Below are 19,267 nucleotides of genomic sequence, written 5' to 3'. Positions count from 1 at the left end.
ATCGCTTTCGTGGCGTTTTTGCTTTCGAGCCTGATCGGAGACTTACGCCGTCGCGATCGCCTCGCGTGCGCCGGCAAGCGCTGCGCTGGCCGCTTCCGGGCCCATGTTCAGACCTTCGGCGTAGATGAAGCTGACGTCGGTCATGCCGAGGAAGCCGAGGAACGACTTCAGGTACGGCGTCTGGCTGTCGTGCGGGGTGCCTTGATACTTGCCGCCGCGAGCCGAAACGATGAACACCTTCTTGCCCGCCACGAGACCTTCAGGGCCGTTCGCGGTGTAGCGGAACGTGATGCCGGCACGCGCGATCCAGTCGAAGTACGTCTTGAGCTGCGACGATACGCCGAAGTTGTACATCGGAGCGCCGATCACGATGATGTCCGCGGCTTGCAGTTCCGCGATCAGCGCTTCGCTGCGCGCGGCGATGGCCTGCTGTTCCGGCGTGCGCTGCTCGGCCGGCGTGAAGAACGCGCCGAGGACGGCGTCGTCGAGGTGCGGCAGCGGCTCGGCTTGCAGGTTGCGCTTGACGACCGTCGCGCCCGGATTCGATTGTTGCAGACGCTCCGTCAATTCATTGACGAGCAGCGTCGACTGGGCGCCTTGCGAACGGGCGGCGGAATTGATTTGCAGGATCGTGGTCATGGTGGCTCCTTCGGGTCTCAGTTGCGCAACGTTGCGCGAGTGAAGCCATTGTGTTGATTTGCCGCGCCCCGAAAAAGTAGCCCGCCGACGACGGATTGTTGCAGCGATAGAACAATCGGAGGCACAAAAAAACGGCGTGGGGCATTTCGCCCACGCCGTTCAAGGTGTCGCCGCGTCGCGAATGTGCGGCGCGCAATTAGCTCAGGCCGCCAGCCAGCGCTTGCGCAGACCAAGTACGGCCGCCGGTTTGTCGGCAGTGCCGAGCTTGTAGCGCGGGACGTCGGGCGCATCGAGCGTCAAACGCGCCACGCGAAGCTCGTCGCGGCGGAATGCGTGGATCTCGACTTTGGCGCCCGGCTGGTAGCGCGAGAGCAGCGCGTCGAGATTCGCGCCCGTCACGCGCAGGCCGTCGAGCGCGACGATCGCGTCGCCTGCCGAAAGTCCCGCCTTCTGCGCCGCACCGCCTTCGTAGACCACGACGAGCGTCGCCTCCGCGCCCCCGCGCAGGCGCGCGCCGAGCGACGGCTTCGCGCCGCGGTCCGGTTCGCCTTGGAGCGTCACGCCGAACGGCTCGAACAGTGCCGCGAGCGGCAGATCGCGCGTGCCGCGCACGGCGTCGCTAAAGAGCGCGCCCAGTTCGACACCCGTCGCCTCGGCGATCAGCGCCTCGACATCGTCCTCGCCCACGCCCACCGGCTTGCCGCGATAGAAGTCGCGCCCGTAGCGCTGCCACAGGAGGCGCATGACGTCGTCGAGCGATTTGCGGCCGTTCGTTTGCGCGCGGATCGACAGGTCGAATGCCAAGGCGACGAGCGAGCCCTTCGTGTAATAGCTGACGATCGCATTCGACGCGTTCTCGTCCTGGCGGTAGTACTTGACCCACGCGTCGAACGAGCTTTCCGCGACGCTCTGTTTCAGGCGCCCCGCGCCGCGCAGCACGCCGGCTATCGTCTTGCCGAGGAGACCGAAGTATTCGTCGGCGGAAATGAGGCCGCTGCGCACGAGCATGAGGTCGTCGTAGTAGGACGTGAACCCCTCGAAGAGCCACAGCAGCGACGTATAGTCCTCGCGCGTGAGGTCGTACGGCACGAACGCGGCGGGCTTGATGCGCTTCACGTTCCAGGTGTGGAAGTATTCGTGGCTGCACAGGCCCAGATAGGTGCGGTAGCCTTCCGACGTCTCAGGCTTGCCCTTCACCGGCAGATCCGTGCGATTGCAGATCAGCGCCGTCGAGGCGCGATGCTCGAGGCCGCCGTAACCGTCGCTCACGGCCTGCGTCATGAACACGTAGCGCTCCATCGGCGCGCGTTTCGTGCGCGGCTCGAAAAGCGCGATCTGCGCCTCGCAGATCTTCTTCAGATCGGCGGCGAGGCGCTCGATGTCGAGCGCCACCACGCGGCCCGCGATCACGATGTCGTGCGGCACGCCGTGCGCCTTGAAGCTCGCGAGCGTGAACTCGCCGAGTGTGACCGGATGATCGATCAGTTCGTCGTAGTCGGCGGCCGTGTATTCGCCGAAGCCGTAGCGCTTGGTGCCGCGCGCTTCGGTGAGCGCCGTGCCGACGCGCCAGTGGCGGTAGGCGTGCCCATCGGGGCGCTGGATGTCGACCACGTGCTGCGCCGTCTCGTGCCCGAGCGCCGCAAGAAAGACGCTCGTGCCGTTGAAGAAGCCCACGGTGTCGTCGAGATGCGCAGCGCGCACCGACAGGTCCCACGCATAGACCTCGTAGCGCAGCGTGAGTGCGCCCTTCACGGGCGCGGCCTGCCACGAATGCTTGTCGGTCTTCGTCACGCGCACCTTGCGGCCGGCATCGTTGAAGGCCCGCAGCGTGACGATGTTGCGCGCGAACTCGCGCACCATGTAGCTGCCCGGAATCCACACGGGCAGCATGAAGCACTGGCCCTCCGGCGCTGGGTCGTCGACCGTGAGCGTCACCTCGAACAGATGCGCGGCGGGATTCTTCGGGACGATGGTGTATCGGATCGGCTTCATCGGCGGGATCGGAGTGAGTGTCGGTCAGCTAACGCGCAATGCGTGTTGCAGTATGCCCGGCGCACGACAGCGGACAAAAACATGCGAGGCAAAATGAGCACCGGCCGCGAAAGCGGCCGGCGGTTCAGGCGGGGCTTTAGTGGGCGGCGCTCAGCGCCTTTTCGAGCCGGTCGCCGCTGACCGCGCCCGGCAGGCGCGTACCGTCGGCGAGAATCACGGTGGGGGTGCCGGTCACGTTCATCTTCGCGCCGAGCGCGAGATTGCTGTCGATGGCGGCGGTGTCGCAGGTGCCGGCCGCCGCGGGCGCCTTGCGCTCGACCATCCACGATTCCCACGCCTTCGCGCGGTCGGACGAACACCAGATCTGTTTGGCCTTCGCCGTCGAGTCCGGCGAGAGCACCGGGTACAGGAAGGTGTAGACCGTCACGTTGTCGACGGATTTGAGCGTGTTTTCGAGCTGATGGCAGTACGGGCAGTTCGGATCTGAGAACACGGCCATCTTGCGCTTGCCATCGCCCTTCACGACCTTGACCGCGTTCTCGAACGGCAGCTTCGCGAAATCGACCTTGTTGAGCTCATTGAGGCGCGCTTCGGTGAGATTGCGATGCGCTTTCGTGTCGATCAGTTCGCCGTTGAACACGTAGTCGCCGTTGGCGTCGCTATAGACGATCTGCGTGCCGAGATTGATCTCGTAGAGGCCCGGCAGCGGCGCCCTGGTGATGCCCTTGATGTCGCTTGCGTCGATGCCGAGGCGCGACTGCAGCGCCGACTTGATCTTGTCGGTAGTCTGGTCGGCCTGCGCCGAGCAGCCGAGCGCCGAGGTGGCTACCGCGACGACGAGCGCGGCGATTCGAATACGCGTTTGCATGGGATGCGTTCCTGATTCGGGCGCGTCGCGAGAATGCGGCGCGCGCAGAGTTCCATCGGATGGCCGGGACGACATGCGCTGCGGGCGCGGCCCGCCGGCCACTCACTAATACGCCCATTCTAAGCTGCGCCGCGCTCTAGCAACGGAAATGGCCGCTTGCGCGCGTGATGTGCCGGCGGTGCGTCAGCCGAGCGCCGAGGCCACGAGCCAGCGCTTGAGAAGCGGCTGTGCGCCCACGAACGCCATGCCCGTGTTGCGCACCGCGCGAGCCAGCAAGCCGGGGAACGAGAAGAGCCGCTGCAGGCCATCGGTGGCGACGACGAGCTTCTGGATGTCCTCGCGGCGGCTGCGTTCGTAGCGGCGCAGCAGCACGGTGTCACCCAGATCGCGGAACGCCTCTTTGTTCGTGATGACATCGACGAGCGCTGCGACGTCGCGCAGGCCCAGATTCACGCCCTGGCCCGCGAGCGGGTGGATCAGATGCGCGGCGTCGCCGACCAGCGCGACGCGCGGCGCGACGAGCCGATCGACCGTCTGCAGCGAAAGCGGAAAGCCGCGCGCCGGCGTGACACATTCGAGCGCGCCTAGCTGGCTTTGCGAGACGCGCTCGACTTCGGCCGCGAGCTGCTCCGGCTCGAGCTTGAGGAGCTCGTCGGCGTGATCGGTCTGCGCCGACCAGACGAGCGACACGTGCTGATCCGGCAGCGGCAGCAAGGCAACGATCTCGCCCTCGCGAAACCACTGGTACGCCGTTTCGCCGTGCGGCTTTTGCGCACGGAAATTGGCAACGACGCCGGTTTGCCGGTAATCGCGTCGCTCGACTTTCGAGCCGATCCGCGAGCGCACCCACGAGTGGGCGCCGTCCGCGCCGATCGCGAGATCGGCTTCGATCGTGCGGCCGTTGGCGAGGCCGATCACGGCCGCGTCGGGCTTCACGTCGAGCGTTTCGGCACGCGTGTCGATCCACGCGAGGTTGGGCTGGAAGTGCAGCGCGGCGTCGAGCGCACGTTCCACGACCGACGACTCGGCAATCCACGCGAGCTGCGCAACCGATGCCTGATACGCCGAGAAGTGCAGCTCCGCGGCGGCGTCGCCGAACACGCGCATGTCGTAGACGGGCGTGAGGCGCGCGGCGTCGATGGCCTGCCAGACCCTCAGCCGCTCGAACAACGCCTGTGAGCTGCGCGAGAAGGCATAAACGCGCGCGTCGAATACAGCGCCCGCAGGCAGCGGCGCGCAAGGCTGCGCGAGCAGCGCCACGCGCAGGCCGCCCTGGGTCAGCGCGAGCGCCGCCGATTTGCCGACGAGCCCGCCGCCGATCACAGCGACATCAAAGGTCTGGGTGCTTGCAGTCATCCGCGCATTATAGCTGCGGGTGCCTCGCTGACAGGGCCGGATGGACAGGATAGCGGCGCAACAAGGCGTCGCGGGGCGGCTGCCCACGGGCGCGGCGTCGTCCGCGTCGAAGCCTCACCCCGACGAGGTTACAATTACGGTTTTCGTGACTCCGCTGGCCGGTGTCACGCCCCCCGACGTGCCCCCTGCGCCGCCCCGCCCGCCGCCTCCCTTCTCGCGAGACGCCCGGCTCCGGGCCATTCGCGCGCGGCGAGCCGCACGTCACCACCCTGACATGCAGAGATTTACATGAGCCTCCAATGCGGCATCGTCGGCTTGCCCAACGTCGGCAAGTCCACCCTCTTCAACGCCCTGACCAAGGCTGGCATCGCGGCCGAGAACTATCCGTTCTGCACCATCGAGCCGAACGTCGGCGTGGTCGAAGTGCCGGATCCGCGCCTGAAGGCGCTCTCGGAAATCGTCAAGCCCGAGCGCGTCGTGCCGGCCGTGGTCGAGTTCGTCGACATCGCGGGTCTCGTCGCGGGCGCGAGCAAGGGTGAAGGTCTCGGCAACCAGTTTCTCGCGAACATCCGCGAAACCGATGCCATCACGCACGTCGTGCGCTGCTTCGAAGACGACAACGTGATCCACGTGGCGGGCAAGATCGATCCGATCTCCGACATCGAAGTCATCAACACCGAACTCGCGCTCGCCGACCTCGGCACCGTCGAGAAGGCCCTCACGCGCTACTCGAAGGCTGCGAAGTCGGGCAACGACAAGGAAGCGGCGAAGCTCGTCGCCGTGCTGGACAAGGTGCGTGCGCAGCTCGACCAGGCGAAGCCCGTGCGCGCGCTCGACCTGAACGAAGACGAACAGGCGCTCCTCAAGCCGTTCTGCCTCATCACAGCGAAAAAGACGATGTACGTCGCGAACGTGAAGGAAGACGGCTTCGAGAACAACCCGCACCTCGATGCCGTGCGCAAGCACGCCGAGGCCGAAGGCTCGCCGGTCGTCGCCGTGTGCGCGGCGATCGAAGCCGAAATCGCCGACCTCGACGACGAAGACAAGGCCGCCTTCCTTGCCGACATGGGCATGGACGAGCCGGGCCTCGACCGCGTGATCCGCGCGGGCTACAAGCTGCTCGGCCTGCAAACGTACTTCACGGCGGGCGTGAAGGAAGTGCGCGCGTGGACGATCCACATCGGCGATACGGCGCCGCAAGCCGCGGGTGTGATCCACACCGACTTCGAGCGTGGCTTCATCCGCGCACAGACCATCGCCTATGCCGACTTCATCCAGTACAAGGGCGAAACCGGCGCGAAGGAAGCCGGCAAGATGCGCGCCGAAGGCAAGGAATACGTCGTGCACGACGGCGACGTGATGAACTTCCTGTTCAACGTCTAAGCACGACGACGGCTCGGCAGCGCGGCAGCGAAAGCCGCGCCGCATCGACTGCCGGTATCGAGCCCGCTGATGAGCGGGCTTTTTTGCGGCCCTGAAGCACGGGCCGTTCGAGGCGGCGACATGCCCCTCTCCCGCGCGCCCCGTACAATAGCGCTTTGCGCGTTACCCCCGATTCGCGGCCACCGCGCGGCGCGCGCCGCGCCCTCGGTTACCGCCCTCTTTTTCCCGTTTCCAAAGACACTCTCATGGCCCAATACGTCTTCACCATGAACCGGGTCGGCAAGATCGTGCCGCCCAAGCGCCAGATCCTGAAAGACATCTCGCTGTCGTTCTTCCCGGGCGCGAAGATCGGCCTGCTCGGCCTGAACGGCTCGGGCAAATCCACGCTCATCAAGATCATGGCCGGCGTCGACAAGGACATCGAAGGCGAAGCCACGCCGATGCCCAACCTCAACATCGGCTATCTGCCGCAGGAACCGCAGCTCGATCCGGAAAAGACCGTGCGCGAAGCCGTGGAGGAAGGTCTCGGCGATGTGTTCAACGCGCAGAAGAAGCTCGACGAGATCTACGCCGCCTATGCGGAACCGGACGCCGATTTCGACGCGCTCGCCGCCGAACAGGCGAAGTACGAGGCGATCCTCGCGACCGCCGACGGCAGCGCGGAGCAGCAGATCGAAATTGCCGCCGACGCGCTGCGCCTGCCGCCGTGGGACGCGAAGATCGGCAACCTCTCGGGCGGTGAAAAGCGCCGCGTCGCGCTGTGCAAGCTGCTGCTCGAAAAGCCCGACATGCTGCTGCTCGACGAACCGACCAACCACCTCGACGCCGAATCGGTCGAGTGGCTCGAACAGTTCCTCACGCGCTTCCCGGGCACCGTCGTGGCCGTGACCCACGACCGCTACTTCCTCGACAACGCCGCCGAGTGGATTCTCGAACTCGACCGCGGCTACGGCATTCCCTGGAAGGGCAACTACTCCAGCTGGCTCGACCAGAAGGAAGAGCGCCTGAAGCAGGAAGAAGCGACCGAATCGGCGCGTCAGAAGGCGATCAAGAAGGAGCTGGAATGGGTGCGCCAGAATCCGAAGGGCCGTCAGGCGAAATCGAAGGCGCGTATCGCGCGCTTCGAGGAGCTGTCGAGCCAGGAATACCAGAAGCGCAATGAAACGCAGGAAATCTTCATTCCGGCGGGCGAGCGTCTTGGCAACGAGGTCATCGAGTTCAAGAACGTCAGCAAGTCCTATGGCGACCGTTTGCTCATCGACAACCTGAGCTTCAAGATTCCGGCCGGCGCGATCGTCGGCATCATCGGGCCGAACGGCGCCGGCAAGTCGACGCTCTTTCGCATGCTCACGGGCAAGGAACAGCCGGATTCGGGCACGATCGAAATGGGTCCGACCGTCAAGCTCGCCTACGTCGACCAGAGCCGCGACGCGCTGGCCGCCGACAAGACCGTGTTCGAGGAAATCTCGGGCGGCGCCGACGTGCTGACCGTGGGCAAGTACGAAACGCCTTCGCGCGCGTACATCGGCCGCTTCAACTTCAAGGGCGGCGACCAGCAGAAGATCGTCGGCAATCTGTCGGGCGGTGAGCGCGGTCGTCTGCATCTCGCGAAGACGCTCATTTCGGGCGGCAACGTCCTGCTTCTCGACGAGCCGTCGAACGACCTCGACGTCGAAACGCTGCGCGCGCTCGAAGACGCGCTGCTCGAATTCGCGGGCTCGGTCATGGTGATCTCGCACGACCGCTGGTTCCTCGACCGCATCGCCACGCACATCCTCGCGTTCGAAGGCGACTCGCAGGTCACGTTCTTCGACGGCAACTATCAGGAGTACGAGGCCGACAAGATCAAGCGCCTCGGCGAGGAAGCCGCGCGGCCGAAGCGTCTGCGCTACAAGCCGATCAGCCGCTAACCGGGCGGGATCGACAGCAATCGACGGCGGCCCGCGGGCCGCCGTTATGCTTTGCGGCGAGCGCGGCATGGCGGTTGCGGGAATGCCGCAACGCTTTGGGTCGCCCGGTGCCTCGAGCCCGCTTCCCGCAAGGAATTCCGCATGGCCATACAGCCCCGCAACCGGGTTCTCCCGATCGTGGCGATCGGCGTCGCGCTGCTCGTCATGGCTGCGCTCGGCACGCTCTACGCGCTCCAGCGTGAGGCGAAGGCCTACGTCGAGCGCGCGCTCGCGCCGGTGGGCACAGCCGCGAGCGTGAGGGTGGCGTTCAACCTGTCATCGGTCGAACTCACCGACGTGCGGCTGAAGCCGCCGCCCAACTGGCCCACCGCCGACACGCTCCGCGCCGCGCGCATCACGATCACGCCGGATCTGGGAGCGCTGCTCTCGCACCGCGTGCACATCCGCGACGTTACGGTGAGCGACTTCACGATGACGGTGCTGCGCCGGGAAAGCGGCTCGATCCAGATCCTGCCGAATCTGCGCGAGTCAATGGCGCAAGGCACCGGGCACGCAAGCGGCACACAAGGGGCGAGCAGCCTGCCGCAGGAAAAGGACATTGACCATATCGTCTTCGAGAACGGCACGTTCGAGTTCTATGACCGCTCGGTGACCAATCCGGCCTGGCGCGTCACGGTGAACCGCGCACGCGCAACCGTCGACAACGTGCATCTGCCCGCGCTCACGGAACCTGCACGCGTTTCGGTCGTGGGCGATGTCGTCGGTCGGGAGCACACGGGCCGCATGACGTTCGACGGCTGGGTGCAAATCGCGAGCAAGGATTCGGAGACGCATACGACGCTGCGCGGCGTGGATGTGAGGTCGATCGAACCCTGGCTGCTGAAGAAGGCCGGCGCGAAGGCCAACGTGACGGGCGGCACGCTGGACCTCGACCTCCGGTCGACCGTGCGCGGCTATCGCCTGCACGCGCCGGGCACGCTCACGCTGCACGACCTGCAACTGGCGGAAAGTCACGACGCCGTCGACACCTTCCTCTCGATCCCGACACGCGCCGCCGTGGCCGCGCTGAAGGCGCACAAAGGCGCGATCACGCTGCATTTCGTGCTCGAAGGCAACCTGCGCGACCCGAAGTTCCAGCTCAACGAAAACCTGATGACGGCGCTGCGCACCGGGTTCGCGCAAGCGCTCGGCGTGAGCGCGGAAGGCGTGGCAAAGGGCGCCGGACAAACCGCGAAGGGCATCGCCGACGCGCTGCGCAACCTGTTCGGGCAGCCGGCGGCGCCGGCGTCGAATTAGCGCGTACGGCCTGGGCGGCGCAAGCGCGCGCTCAGACGGGCAGGCCGAGTTCGCGCAGTTTCGCGTCGGTCGCCGCGTTGCCGGTGTGATGGACGCCGTGCCAGCCGAGCGCCGTGGCGGCCTGCGCGTTGTGCGGGTTGTCGTCGATGAAGACGAGTTCCTCGGGCTTCACGTCCGGCAACTGCGCCTCGATGCGGCGGAACATCTCGTGAAAGATCGCCGGATCGGGCTTCACGAGCTTCACCCGCCCCGAGACGACGACATCACGGCAGCGGCGCAGGATGCCGAAGCGCTCCCAGGCCCAGGGAAAGGTCTCGGCCGACCAGTTCGTGAGACCGAAGATGGGCACGTTCGCCGCCTCCAGCCGCTCGAAGGTGGCGACGCCGCCGTCGAGCAGACCGCCGATCATCTCGTGCCAGCGCTCGTAGAACGCGCGGATGAGCGCCTCGTGCCCGGGAAACTTCGCAACCAGCTCCTCGGTGCCGACGGCGATGGGCTCGCCGCCGTCCTGACGGACCACCCAGTCCATCCTGCAGACGTGCGTGAGGAACCAGCGGCGCTCGTCGTCGTCGGGAATCAGCTTGCGATAGAGGTATTCGGGGCTCCAGTCCACGAGCACCCCGCCGAAATCGAACACCACTGCCTTGATCGCCATGGGCTTGCCGCTCCGCTTCAATGCGCTTCGAACGTCGAGGAAATCAGATCGGCTGCGTGCGCTTTTCGAGCCACGCGAGCGCATCGCCGCTCACGTGCGGCGCCACGCGCACGCGCACCGTCTCATGGTACGCGTTGAGCCACGCGCGCTCGTCCTCGCGCATGAGCGCCAGATCGATGCAGCGCGTGTCGATCGGGCAGAGCGTGAGCGTCTCGAAGTTCAGGAAGTCGCCGAATTCGGTCGTTTGCGCGCGCTGGTTCAGCACCAGATTCTCGATGCGCACGCCCCACTTCCCGGGCCGGTAGATGCCCGGCTCGACCGAGGTGATCATGCCCTCTTCCATCGCTGTCCACGGCTCGGCCGGCGCGTAATGCGAGATGACCTGCGGCCCTTCGTGCACGTTCAGGAAATAGCCGACACCGTGGCCTGTGCCGTGACCGTAGTCGGCGCCCGCTTCCCAGATCGGGGCGCGCGCGATGGCATCGAGCATGGGCGAGCGGATGCCGCGCGGGAACTGCGCGCGAGAGAGCGCCATCATGCCCTTGAGCACGAGCGTGAAGTCGCGCTTTTGTTCCGCGCCCGGCGTGCCGACCGGCACGACGCGCGTGATGTCCGTGGTGCCGTCGAGATACTGGCCGCCCGAGTCGATCAGCAGCAGGCCGTCGCCTTCGATCACGCTGTGCGATTCGGGCGTGGCGCGGTAGTGCGGCATCGCGCCGTTCGCGTTGAAGCCCGCGATGGTCGCGAACGAGAGCGACTTGAAGCCGGGCCGGCGCGCACGCGCGGCGGTGAGCTTTTCGTCGATGGTCAGTTCGGTGATTCTCTCGCGGCCGAGCGCGGCCTCGAACCATGCGAAGAACTCGGCGAGCGCCGCACCGTCCTGCTCCATGGTCGCGCGTACGTGGTCGGCCTCGGCGGCCGTCTTGCGCGACTTGAAGAAGGTGCTCGGATTGACGGACTCTACGACCTTCACCGCCGACGACACCGCCTGCAGCAAGCCATAGGTCACGCGGCGCGGATCGACGAGCAGCGCGGCCTGCGCGGGCAGCGCCGCGAGCGCGGCGGCGGCCTCGCCATACGTCGCGACGCGCACCTTGTCGTTCGCGAGCGACCGCGCAAGCGCTTCGCTCACCTTGCCGTCGGCGACAAAGAGCGTCGCTTCGTCCGGCCCGATCAGCCCGTGGGCGACGAATACCGGGTTGTAGTTGACGTCAGCGCCGCGCAGGTTGAAAAGCCACGCCAGGTCGTCGAGCGTCGAGATGAAGTGCCACTGGGCGCCCTTTTCCTCCATCGCGCGGCGCACCTGCCCGAGCTTGCCGGCGCGGCTCGTGTCCGCGTGCGGCGCGACGTGTTCGTAGACGGGTTCGAGCGGCAGCGAGGGGCGGCCTTGCCAGACATCGTCGAGCAGGTCGAGATCGGTGCGCATGGCAATGCCGCGCGCCTTGAGCGCATCCGCGAGCGCGCGCGCCGAGGCCACGCCGAGCACCGCCCCGTCCACGGCCACCGCACCGCCCGCGCTCACGTTCTGCGCGAGCCAGTCGATATGCGGCGCGGTCTGCTGGCCGCCCGTCATCTTCATGAGCGCGATGCCGGTGCCGGCCAGTTGCTGCTCGGCCTGCACCCAGTAGCGGCTATCCACCCACACGCCCGCGAAATCCTTTGTCACGACGAGCGTACCCACCGAACCGGTGAAGCCCGATAGCCATTCGCGCCCCTGCCAGCGGCGCGGCAGATATTCGGACAGATGCGGATCGGCGGAGGGCACGAGGGCCGCGTCCACGCCGGCGCGCGCCATCGCCGCGCGCAGCGCGGCGATACGTTCGGGAATCGAGGAGGTTTCGGGGAGTCGTGCATTCATGTTTTCACCTGCGAAGAATTCGAAGCGGGAAGCGATATTTCGGCGAGAGGCGATGATCCGGATATGACAGCGGCGCGCAGCCCGGATCACCGTGCGCGCAGCGCCACGCACACGCCCACGAAGACGAGCGCGAGCGCCGCGCTGAGCGGCCACTGGAGCAACTCGCCATCGTGGAAAAGACCGGTCGCGCCGCCGGCCGCGTTCGCGAGCGCCGCGCCGAGCACGCCGGCCACCAAGGCCAGGACGAGTCCGTGACGGGCGGCACGGCGCAGGGGATGAAGCCACCATCCCGCACCACCCACCACCAGACCAAGGATGACGATACCGGACCAGCCCATCAAAGACTTGTCCTATGAATTTTCGGATGAGTCTGATAGGACTGCCGAATCGCGAGGGCTAGCATTTGTCGATTAGTTATATCTCTTTTTTTACTGAAAACGGTCGGCTCGGCGCTTCCCGCGTAGCGGTTGAGTGTAGGGGGCAGCAAAGCGCAAGGCAAGCGCACCACGTCCGCCGCAGCCGCCCTCCCTCGTATGCGAATTGCCCTTGTCGAACCAGACGCCCGGCAGGCTGAAGCCATCGTCCGCCTGCTCATCGCGGGCGGGCACGCATGCCAGCACTTCCCGCTTGGCACCCAGCTCTTCGAAGCGCTCGAAGAAGAAACCTTCGACCTCTTGATAGCGGCATCGTGGTGCGGCGACAGCGACGCCGAAGACCTCATTCCCCAGGCGCGCAAGCTGCTGCCGGGGCTGCCCGCCATCGCCCTGATGCTCGCGCCGCACGAGAGCGAAATCGTCGCAAGCCTCCAGGCCGGCGCCGACGACTGCATCGCCAAGCCCGTGCGCGGCCCGGAAATGCTCGCGCGCATCGACGCACTACTACGCCGCGCCGGCGTGCGCCGGCCGCGCAACCGCGCGCGCCACGGCTTTGGCGACTACCTGTTCGATTCCGGCCGCTACGAGGTGTCGTTTCGGGGCCAGACCGTCACGCTCACGCCGAAGGAATATCGCTTCGCGCTGCTGCTTTTCACGAACGCATCGCGCCCCGTTTCCCGGGCGCGCATCCTCGAAACGGTGTGGAACGTGAACCGCGACGTTCGGTCGCGCACGCTCGATACGCACGCCTCGCGTCTGCGTAGCAAATTGCAGCTCGGGCCCGACCACGGCTGGCGTTTGACGACGTTGTACGGCTTCGGCTACCAGCTCGAAAGGCTGCCCATAACACGAACCGGGGTGTCGGACTCAGTCGACGAGAATGTCGGAAGCGAGGAAAAGTTATAATATCCGCCTAAATCTCGCCCGCATGGTATGCAGCTTCTAACGATCGGAATCAATCACCACACCGCGCCCGTCGCCTTGCGCGAACGCGTGGCGTTTCCGCTCGAACAGATCAAGCCCGCGCTCGCCCTGTTCAAGGAAGCGTGGTCCGGCAGGCGCTCGCTGAGCGCGCCGGAAGCCGCCATTCTCTCCACCTGCAACCGCACCGAACTGTATTGCGCGACCGACGCGCAAAGCTCGCGCGACGAAGCCGTGAGCTGGCTCGCGCACTACCACGGCCTGCGCGCAGAGGAACTTGCGCCGCACGTCTACACGCTGCCGCAGTCCGAAGCGGTGCGTCATGCGTTCCGGGTGGCTTCGGGGCTCGACTCGATGGTGCTGGGCGAGACGCAGATCGTCGGGCAGATGAAGACCGCGGTGCGCACCGCGACCGAGGCCGGCGCGCTCGGCACCTATCTGAACCAGCTGTTCCAGCGCACCTTCGCCGTGGCGAAGGAGGTGCGCACCACGACCGAGATCGGCGCACAGTCGGTTTCGATGGCTGCCGCGTCCGTGCGACTCGCGCAGCGCATCTTCGACAAGATCGCCAACCAGCGCGTGCTGTTCATCGGCGCGGGCGAGATGATCGAGCTGTGCGCCGCGCACTTCGCCGCGCAGCAGCCGCGCGAGCTCGTGGTCGCGAACCGCACCGCCGAGCGTGGGCGCTACGTTGCGGAACGCTTCGGCGGCCGCGCCATTCCGCTGTCCGACCTGCCTTCGCGCATGCACGAGTTCGACATCATCGTGTCGTGCACGGCGTCCACGCTGCCCATCATCGGGCTGGGCGCCGTCGAGCGCGCGGTGAAGGCGCGCCGTCACCGCCCCATTTTCATGGTCGACCTTGCGGTGCCGCGCGACATCGAGCCTGAAGTCGGCCAGCTCGAGGACGTCTTCCTCTACACCGTCGACGATCTCGGCACGATCGTGCGCGAAGGCAACGCCTCGCGCCAGGCCGCCGTGGCACAGGCCGAGACGATCATCGAGTCGCGCGTGGCCAACTTCATGCAGTGGCTCGACTCGCGCAGCATCGTGCCCGTGATCCGTCACATGCATACCCAGGCCGACGCGCTGCGCCGCGCCGAACTCGAGCGCGCGCGCAAGATGCTCGCGCGTGGCGACGATCCGTCGGCGGTGCTCGAAGCGCTCTCGCAGTCGCTCACCAACAAGCTGATCCACGGCCCCACGCATGCACTCAACACGTCGAGGGGCGATCAGCGCGACTCGCTCATCGAACTGATGGGCGGCTTTTACCGTCATGGCCAGCCGGCGAGAGTAGCCGACGCCGCGCAGCCCGCGGCGGATATCACGAGCGACTCTGCTTCCACGGGCGCTTCCGAAGCGTCCGGCTCCTCCGACCGTTAGCGACGATCGGGCTCGGGCGCGCGCCATGCGTGCCCCGCACCGCCGGGCCCCACGCCCGCCTCTTCTTTCCCGCAGTCCTTTCCGGAGCCCGCTCCGCACCGCCCGATGAAAACGAGCATGCAATCGAAGCTCGACCAGCTGACTACGCGCCTGGCCGAGCTGAACGACCTGTTGAGCCGTCCCGACGTGACCTCGAACCGCGACCAGTACCGCAAGCTCACGCGCGAGCACGCGGAGCTGGGGCCTGTGGTCGAGCATTACGCGCAGTGGCGCCGGGCCAAGGAAGACGAGGCCGCGGCAAAGGACCTGCTCTCCGACGCCGCGATGCGCGACTTCGCCGAAGACGAAGTGAAGGCGGCGCGCGAGCGCATGGCCCAGCTCCAGCAAGAATTGCAGATGATGCTGCTGCCGAAGGATCCCAACGACGAGCGCAACGTGTTCCTCGAAATCCGCGCGGGCACGGGCGGCGACGAGTCGGCGCTGTTTGCGGGCGACCTGCTGCGCATGTACCTGCGCTACGCGGAGCGCAATCGCTGGCAGATCGAGATGATGTCGGCGAGCGAATCCGATCTCGGCGGCTACAAGGAAGTGATCGTGCGCATTGCCGGCGAGGCGGCGTACTCGAAGCTGAAGTTCGAGTCAGGCGGCCATCGCGTGCAGCGTGTGCCGGCCACCGAAACGCAAGGGCGTATCCACACGTCCGCCTGCACGGTCGCGGTGATGCCGGAAGCCGACGAAATCGGCGAAGTCGAGATCAACCCCGCCGACCTGCGCATCGACACCTTCCGGGCCTCGGGCGCGGGCGGCCAGCACATCAACAAGACCGATTCGGCCGTGCGCGTGACGCACTTGCCGACCGGCATCGTCGTGGAGTGCCAGGACGACCGCTCGCAGCACAAGAACAAGGATCGGGCGCTCAAGGTCCTCGCCGCGCGCATCAAGGACAAGCAGTACCAGGAGCAGCACGCGAAGGAAGCGGCCACGCGCAAGAGCCTCGTGGGATCGGGCGACCGCTCCGAGCGCATCCGCACCTACAACTTCCCGCAAGGGCGGCTCACCGATCACCGCATCAACCTCACGCTCTATCGCCTCGAAGCGATCATGGACGGCGACCTGGACGAGCTGATCGGCGCGCTCGTTTCCGAGCATCAGGCCGAGCAGCTCGCCTCGCTCGGCGACGCGGACTGATCCGCGCTGGATCCGGCCACATCGTGAAAAAACATACCGCCGACGCCCTGCTGCGCGCCTCGCCACTGCCCGCGCTCGAAGCGCGCATCCTGCTGATGCACGTGCTCGGCTGGCGCCGCACCGAACTGATCACCCGCGGCGATCAGGCGCTCGACGCGGCCCGCGTGGATGCGTACCGCGCGCTCGAAGCGCGCCGCGTGCAGGGTGAGCCCATCGCGCAGCTGGTGGGCGCACGAGAGTTCTATGGCCTCGACTTCGACGTGACGCCCGCTGTGCTGATTCCGCGGCCCGAGACCGAGCTGCTGGTGGAAACGGCGCTCTCGGCGCTCGAAGGCATTGCACGGCCGCGCGTGCTCGATCTCGGCACCGGCAGCGGCGCGATCGCCGTGGCGCTCGCCTCGGCGCGGCCCGACGCACGTGTCTGGGCCGTCGATCGCTCGACGGCCGCGCTCGAAGTGGCTGCACGCAACGCCGGGAAGCTGCTCGACGCCCGGCGGCCCGGCGGCCCGCTCGCGTTCGTGGCGGGCAGCTGGTACGACACGCTCGATCCGGCGCTGCGCTTCGACGCGATCGTGAGCAATCCGCCCTATATCGCGAGCGGCGACCCGCATCTCGAACAAGGCGACCTGCGCTTCGAGCCGCGCGGCGCGCTCACCGACGAAGCCGATGGCCTCAGCGCCCTGCGCGTGATCATTGCGGGCGCTCCGGGGCGGCTCACGCCGGGCGGCACGCTCTGGATGGAACACGGCTACGACCAGGCCGCGGCCGTGCGGGCATTGCTGGAAACGGCGGGCTTCGCGGACGTTCGCTCCGAATGCGATCTGGCCGGCATCGATCGCATCAGCGGTGGCCGTCTGCCCCTGGCGGCCAGCCAGCAGGCGGGCCGGTGACGCCCGGCTCGCCTGGGCGAAATCCGCTATCATTTCATCCTGCATTCCAACGTATTCCGCATCAATCCAATCGCAAGGTCAGTCATGGACACCCAACAACGCATCAAGCAGATCGTCGACGAAAACGCCGTCGTCCTCTTCATGAAGGGCAACGCGCAGTTCCCGATGTGCGGCTTCTCCGGTCGCGCGGTGCAGATCCTGAAAGCCTGCGGCTGCGATCAGTTCAAGACCGTCAACGTGCTCGAGGACGACGAAGTCCGCCAGGGCATCAAGGAATTCTCGAACTGGCCGACCATCCCGCAGCTCTACGTGAAGGGCGAGTTCATTGGCGGCTCCGACATCATGATGGAGATGTACCAGAACGGCGAGCTGCAGCAGCTTTTCGCAGCCGCCTGATTGCGCGGTAAACGGGACGGCAGGTCGGGACGGCAGGCGCGGCTGCTCTGGCCGGCTGCGTCCCGAAACACGATGCGGCCCGCGCTTTGGCGTCACCATAGCGCCGCGCGCTTGAAGAGGCCGCTCGCCTCCCCCCTCGCTTCGACTTCCGCCTCCCTGCCCGCCCGCCTGACGTGAACACCGCCTCTCCTGCCTCGACCGCCATCGCACAGTCCGCGCAACGCCGGCTCGTCATCGCGATTACGGGGGCCACGGGTTCGATCTACGGCGTGCGCATGCTCGACATGCTGCGCAAGCTCGGTGGCGTCGAGACGCATCTACTGGTGTCGCCGGCGGGCTGGCTCAACATCCAGCACGAACTGCAACTCACGAAGGATGACCTGCATGCGCGGGCCGACGTCGTCCATTCGGTGCGCGACGTCGGGGCGACCATCGCTTCGGGCTCCTTCGCGACCGACGGCATGATCGTCGCGCCCTGCTCGATGAAGACGCTCGCGAGCGTCGCTCACGGCCTTTCGGACAACCTCATCGCCCGCGCCGCCGACGTCACCCTCAAGGAACGCCGCCGGCTCGTCCTGCTCGTGCGCGAAACGCCGTTGAACCTCGCGCATCTGCGCAACATGACGGCCGTGACCGAAATGGGCGGCGTGATCTTTCCGCCGCTGCCTGCCTTCTACAACCAGCCTGCTTCGATCGACGAGATGGTCGATCACACCGTCGCGCGCGTGCTCGACCTCTTCGCGCTGGGGCCTGCGCTCTCGCCCGCGTGGCCGGGACTGCGCGGCGGCGACGAATAAGCTCTCGCTGTTCTCCCTTCTCCGGGCCGATTATCAACATCGGCGACACAATCAATTCCCCTTAACCCCGTTTAATTCCCGACGGTAGACTCTTATATTGATCGCAAGCCGATAATTTCGGACCGCCTTGCGCGGCCAGTCCACGATCATGACCACCCGTACCCCTAGCCTGTTCCTTTCGCACGGCGCTCCGACGCTGCCGATCGACCCATCGCTGCCTTCGGGCGCCTTTATCTCGCTTTCGCAGCAGTTGCCGCGTCCGCAATCGGTGCTCATGCTCTCCGCGCATTGGGGCACGATGCGGCCTGCCGTGAGCATCGCCACGAAGCCGGAAACCATCCACGACTTCTACGGCTTTCCGCGCGCGCTCTACGAGATTCAGTATCCGGCGCCCGGCGCGCCCGACACGGCGCAACGTGCAGCAGCGCTGCTGCGCGACCAGGGCGTTCCTGTCGATGAAGAAGCGCACGGCCTCGACCACGGCGCGTGGGTGCCGATGCTGCTGATGTTCCCCGATGCCGACGTCCCCGTCGCCCAGCTCTCGATCCAGCCGCGCGCCAACGCCGCGCACCACTTCGCGCTTGGCCGGGCGCTGCGCGCGTTGCGCGACGAGGGCGTGATGGTGATCGGCTCGGGCCAGATCACCCACAATCTGCGCGAAGCGGACTTCTCGGCGCGCCCGGAAGACGCCGATCCGCGCGTGGCCGAGTTCACGGACTGGTTCGAGAACCGCCTCGCCGCACGCGATATCGACGCGCTGCTCGACTACCGCCAGCGCGCACCGCACGCGGCGTTCATGCACCCGACCGACGAGCATCTGCTGCCCGTCTTCGCAGCGCTCGGCGCAGCCGACGACGACTACACGCTCGGCGTGCAGTCGCTCGGCACCTACCAGCGCGCGCTCGCCATGACGAACTACGTGTTCGGGAGCGCCGCACAGTAAAGCCGCAGCCGCCTCCAGACGCAAAAAAGCCCGCCTGAATCGCTTCAGGCGGGCTTTTTTTCGCCCGAGCGCGCCGCCTGCACGCGGCACGCCGGGCAGCCGGCAGCTCAGTGAGCGCCGATGCTCTCGAGCACTTCGTCGTGCTCCTGGCGTTCCGCGAGGTACGGCGAGCGGTAACCCGAATTCACGCCCCAGTAATAGAACACGAGCGAGAAGAGCGCGACGACCAGCATGTCCCAGCCGTACGGAAGCAGCCCGCTGCCGCCGAACTGCTTGCTGCCGATCAGCGAGAGCAGCGCCATGATCGGCAGGTACGCGCACAGCCACCACGCGGCCTTCAGATCCTGGCCCCAGCCTTCATAGCCCTGCTTGCCCTGGAAATAGAAGTACACCGGCAGCGCCACGACCATCAGCAGAA

At 66.6% G+C, this 19,267-nt stretch carries 16 protein-coding genes and 2 pseudogenes; 10 read left to right on the top strand and 8 right to left on the bottom strand.

The genetic code is table 11. The annotated features are described in order from the left end of the window. Nucleotides 1-42 precede the first annotated feature (42 nt). The 4 genes from BMI01S_RS29825 to BMI01S_RS29810 all read right to left on the bottom strand — a co-directional run bounded on the left by BMI01S_RS29825 (nucleotide 43) and on the right by BMI01S_RS29810 (nucleotide 4,855). Entirely contained in the window at nucleotides 43-639 is a 597-nt protein-coding gene (locus BMI01S_RS29825; RefSeq protein WP_028214765.1) for an FMN-dependent NADH-azoreductase, read from the bottom strand. Between the two features lie 201 nt (nucleotides 640-840). After that, nucleotides 841-2,631: a M61 family metallopeptidase gene (locus BMI01S_RS29820; RefSeq protein ID WP_028232260.1), complete on the bottom strand. Its 1,791-nt coding sequence runs from the start codon at nucleotides 2,629-2,631 to the stop codon at nucleotides 841-843. 136 nt (nucleotides 2,632-2,767) lie between these two features. After that, the gene (locus tag BMI01S_RS29815) at nucleotides 2,768-3,499 is read right to left on the bottom strand and encodes a DsbC family protein (protein ID WP_028232261.1); all 732 of its coding nucleotides are present in this window, start codon (nucleotides 3,497-3,499) and stop codon (nucleotides 2,768-2,770) included. A gap of 183 nt (nucleotides 3,500-3,682) precedes the next feature. Continuing rightward, nucleotides 3,683-4,855 carry a UbiH/UbiF family hydroxylase gene (locus tag BMI01S_RS29810; protein ID WP_028232262.1) on the bottom strand — a complete coding sequence of 391 codons (1,173 nt, stop codon included), beginning with the start codon at nucleotides 4,853-4,855 and terminating at the stop codon, nucleotides 3,683-3,685. Between the two features lie 288 nt (nucleotides 4,856-5,143). Between BMI01S_RS29810 and ychF the strand changes: the two genes are divergently transcribed. From ychF to BMI01S_RS29795, 3 genes are all read left to right on the top strand, one after another. After that, nucleotides 5,144-6,238 carry a redox-regulated ATPase YchF gene (gene ychF, locus BMI01S_RS29805; RefSeq protein WP_028232263.1) on the top strand — a complete coding sequence of 365 codons (1,095 nt, stop codon included), beginning with the start codon at nucleotides 5,144-5,146 and terminating at the stop codon, nucleotides 6,236-6,238. A gap of 245 nt (nucleotides 6,239-6,483) precedes the next feature. Beyond that, nucleotides 6,484-8,148 (top strand): energy-dependent translational throttle protein EttA, encoded by a 1,665-nt coding sequence (gene ettA, locus BMI01S_RS29800; protein WP_028232264.1) that lies wholly within the window; start codon nucleotides 6,484-6,486, stop codon nucleotides 8,146-8,148. Between the two features lie 141 nt (nucleotides 8,149-8,289). Next, entirely contained in the window at nucleotides 8,290-9,444 is a 1,155-nt protein-coding gene (locus BMI01S_RS29795) for a DUF748 domain-containing protein (RefSeq protein WP_028232265.1), read from the top strand. A 31-nt stretch (nucleotides 9,445-9,475) separates the two neighbouring features. Here BMI01S_RS29795 and BMI01S_RS29790 read toward each other — a convergent pair whose 3' ends face one another. The 3 genes from BMI01S_RS29790 to BMI01S_RS29780 all read right to left on the bottom strand — a co-directional run bounded on the left by BMI01S_RS29790 (nucleotide 9,476) and on the right by BMI01S_RS29780 (nucleotide 12,295). Continuing rightward, nucleotides 9,476-10,099: an HAD family hydrolase gene (locus BMI01S_RS29790; protein ID WP_028232266.1), complete on the bottom strand. Its 624-nt coding sequence runs from the start codon at nucleotides 10,097-10,099 to the stop codon at nucleotides 9,476-9,478. A gap of 43 nt (nucleotides 10,100-10,142) precedes the next feature. After that, nucleotides 10,143-11,957, bottom strand: coding sequence for an aminopeptidase P family protein (locus tag BMI01S_RS29785; protein WP_028232267.1), 1,815 nt, complete (start codon nucleotides 11,955-11,957; stop codon nucleotides 10,143-10,145). An 86-nt stretch (nucleotides 11,958-12,043) separates the two neighbouring features. Further along, nucleotides 12,044-12,295, bottom strand: a complete 252-nt coding sequence (locus BMI01S_RS29780) for a hypothetical protein (protein ID WP_028232268.1) — start codon at nucleotides 12,293-12,295, stop codon at nucleotides 12,044-12,046. A gap of 195 nt (nucleotides 12,296-12,490) precedes the next feature. Between BMI01S_RS29780 and BMI01S_RS29775 the strand changes: the two genes are divergently transcribed. The 7 genes and pseudogenes from BMI01S_RS29775 (at nucleotide 12,491) to BMI01S_RS29745 (ending at nucleotide 18,849) form a co-directional block, all read left to right on the top strand. Beyond that, a complete protein-coding gene (locus BMI01S_RS29775) occupies nucleotides 12,491-13,237 on the top strand; it encodes a response regulator transcription factor (RefSeq protein ID WP_036046339.1) in 747 nt (248 codons plus the stop codon). 27 nt (nucleotides 13,238-13,264) lie between these two features. After that, nucleotides 13,265-14,530 (top strand): annotated as a pseudogene (hemA, locus tag BMI01S_RS29770) (glutamyl-tRNA reductase); the annotation flags it as partial. Nucleotides 14,531-14,740: 210 nt separating this feature from the next. Continuing rightward, the gene (gene prfA, locus BMI01S_RS29765; RefSeq protein ID WP_028232269.1) at nucleotides 14,741-15,823 is read left to right on the top strand and encodes a peptide chain release factor 1; all 1,083 of its coding nucleotides are present in this window, start codon (nucleotides 14,741-14,743) and stop codon (nucleotides 15,821-15,823) included. Nucleotides 15,824-15,846: 23 nt separating this feature from the next. Then, nucleotides 15,847-16,713 (top strand): peptide chain release factor N(5)-glutamine methyltransferase, encoded by an 867-nt coding sequence (gene prmC, locus BMI01S_RS29760; RefSeq protein WP_036046342.1) that lies wholly within the window; start codon nucleotides 15,847-15,849, stop codon nucleotides 16,711-16,713. Between the two features lie 84 nt (nucleotides 16,714-16,797). Next, entirely contained in the window at nucleotides 16,798-17,109 is a 312-nt protein-coding gene (gene grxD, locus BMI01S_RS29755) for a Grx4 family monothiol glutaredoxin (RefSeq protein WP_028232271.1), read from the top strand. A gap of 173 nt (nucleotides 17,110-17,282) precedes the next feature. Beyond that, the gene (locus tag BMI01S_RS29750; RefSeq protein ID WP_255217830.1) at nucleotides 17,283-17,906 is read left to right on the top strand and encodes a UbiX family flavin prenyltransferase; all 624 of its coding nucleotides are present in this window, start codon (nucleotides 17,283-17,285) and stop codon (nucleotides 17,904-17,906) included. A gap of 148 nt (nucleotides 17,907-18,054) precedes the next feature. Continuing rightward, the gene (locus tag BMI01S_RS29745) at nucleotides 18,055-18,849 is read left to right on the top strand and encodes a DODA-type extradiol aromatic ring-opening family dioxygenase (protein ID WP_036021112.1); all 795 of its coding nucleotides are present in this window, start codon (nucleotides 18,055-18,057) and stop codon (nucleotides 18,847-18,849) included. 107 nt (nucleotides 18,850-18,956) lie between these two features. On the opposite strand, the pseudogene BMI01S_RS29740 reads toward BMI01S_RS29745, so the two are convergent. Further along, nucleotides 18,957-19,267 (bottom strand): annotated as a pseudogene (locus BMI01S_RS29740) (amino acid:proton symporter); the annotation flags it as partial.

It is taken from the genome of Paraburkholderia mimosarum LMG 23256 = NBRC 106338 (assembly GCF_000739815.1).
GTDB classification, from domain to species: domain Bacteria; phylum Pseudomonadota; class Gammaproteobacteria; order Burkholderiales; family Burkholderiaceae; genus Paraburkholderia; species Paraburkholderia mimosarum.
This window is presented reverse-complemented; position numbering and strand designations above follow the sequence as displayed.

Excerpts from the sequence above, each read along its gene's own strand:
- BMI01S_RS29825 (WP_028214765.1), bottom strand. The coding sequence starts at position 639 with ATGACCACGATCCTGCAAATCAATTCCGCCGCCCGTTCGCAAGGCGCC.
- BMI01S_RS29820 (WP_028232260.1), bottom strand. The coding sequence starts at position 2,631 with ATGAAGCCGATCCGATACACCATCGTCCCGAAGAATCCCGCCGCGCAT.
- BMI01S_RS29815 (WP_028232261.1), bottom strand. The coding sequence starts at position 3,499 with ATGCAAACGCGTATTCGAATCGCCGCGCTCGTCGTCGCGGTAGCCACC.
- BMI01S_RS29810 (WP_028232262.1), bottom strand. The coding sequence starts at position 4,855 with ATGACTGCAAGCACCCAGACCTTTGATGTCGCTGTGATCGGCGGCGGG.
- ychF (WP_028232263.1), top strand. The coding sequence starts at position 5,144 with ATGAGCCTCCAATGCGGCATCGTCGGCTTGCCCAACGTCGGCAAGTCC.
- ettA (WP_028232264.1), top strand. The coding sequence starts at position 6,484 with ATGGCCCAATACGTCTTCACCATGAACCGGGTCGGCAAGATCGTGCCG.
- BMI01S_RS29795 (WP_028232265.1), top strand. The coding sequence starts at position 8,290 with ATGGCCATACAGCCCCGCAACCGGGTTCTCCCGATCGTGGCGATCGGC.
- BMI01S_RS29790 (WP_028232266.1), bottom strand. The coding sequence starts at position 10,099 with ATGGCGATCAAGGCAGTGGTGTTCGATTTCGGCGGGGTGCTCGTGGAC.
- BMI01S_RS29785 (WP_028232267.1), bottom strand. The coding sequence starts at position 11,957 with ATGAATGCACGACTCCCCGAAACCTCCTCGATTCCCGAACGTATCGCC.
- BMI01S_RS29780 (WP_028232268.1), bottom strand. The coding sequence starts at position 12,295 with ATGGGCTGGTCCGGTATCGTCATCCTTGGTCTGGTGGTGGGTGGTGCG.
- BMI01S_RS29775 (WP_036046339.1), top strand. The coding sequence starts at position 12,491 with ATGCGAATTGCCCTTGTCGAACCAGACGCCCGGCAGGCTGAAGCCATC.
- prfA (WP_028232269.1), top strand. The coding sequence starts at position 14,741 with ATGAAAACGAGCATGCAATCGAAGCTCGACCAGCTGACTACGCGCCTG.
- grxD (WP_028232271.1), top strand. The coding sequence starts at position 16,798 with ATGGACACCCAACAACGCATCAAGCAGATCGTCGACGAAAACGCCGTC.
- BMI01S_RS29745 (WP_036021112.1), top strand. The coding sequence starts at position 18,055 with ATGACCACCCGTACCCCTAGCCTGTTCCTTTCGCACGGCGCTCCGACG.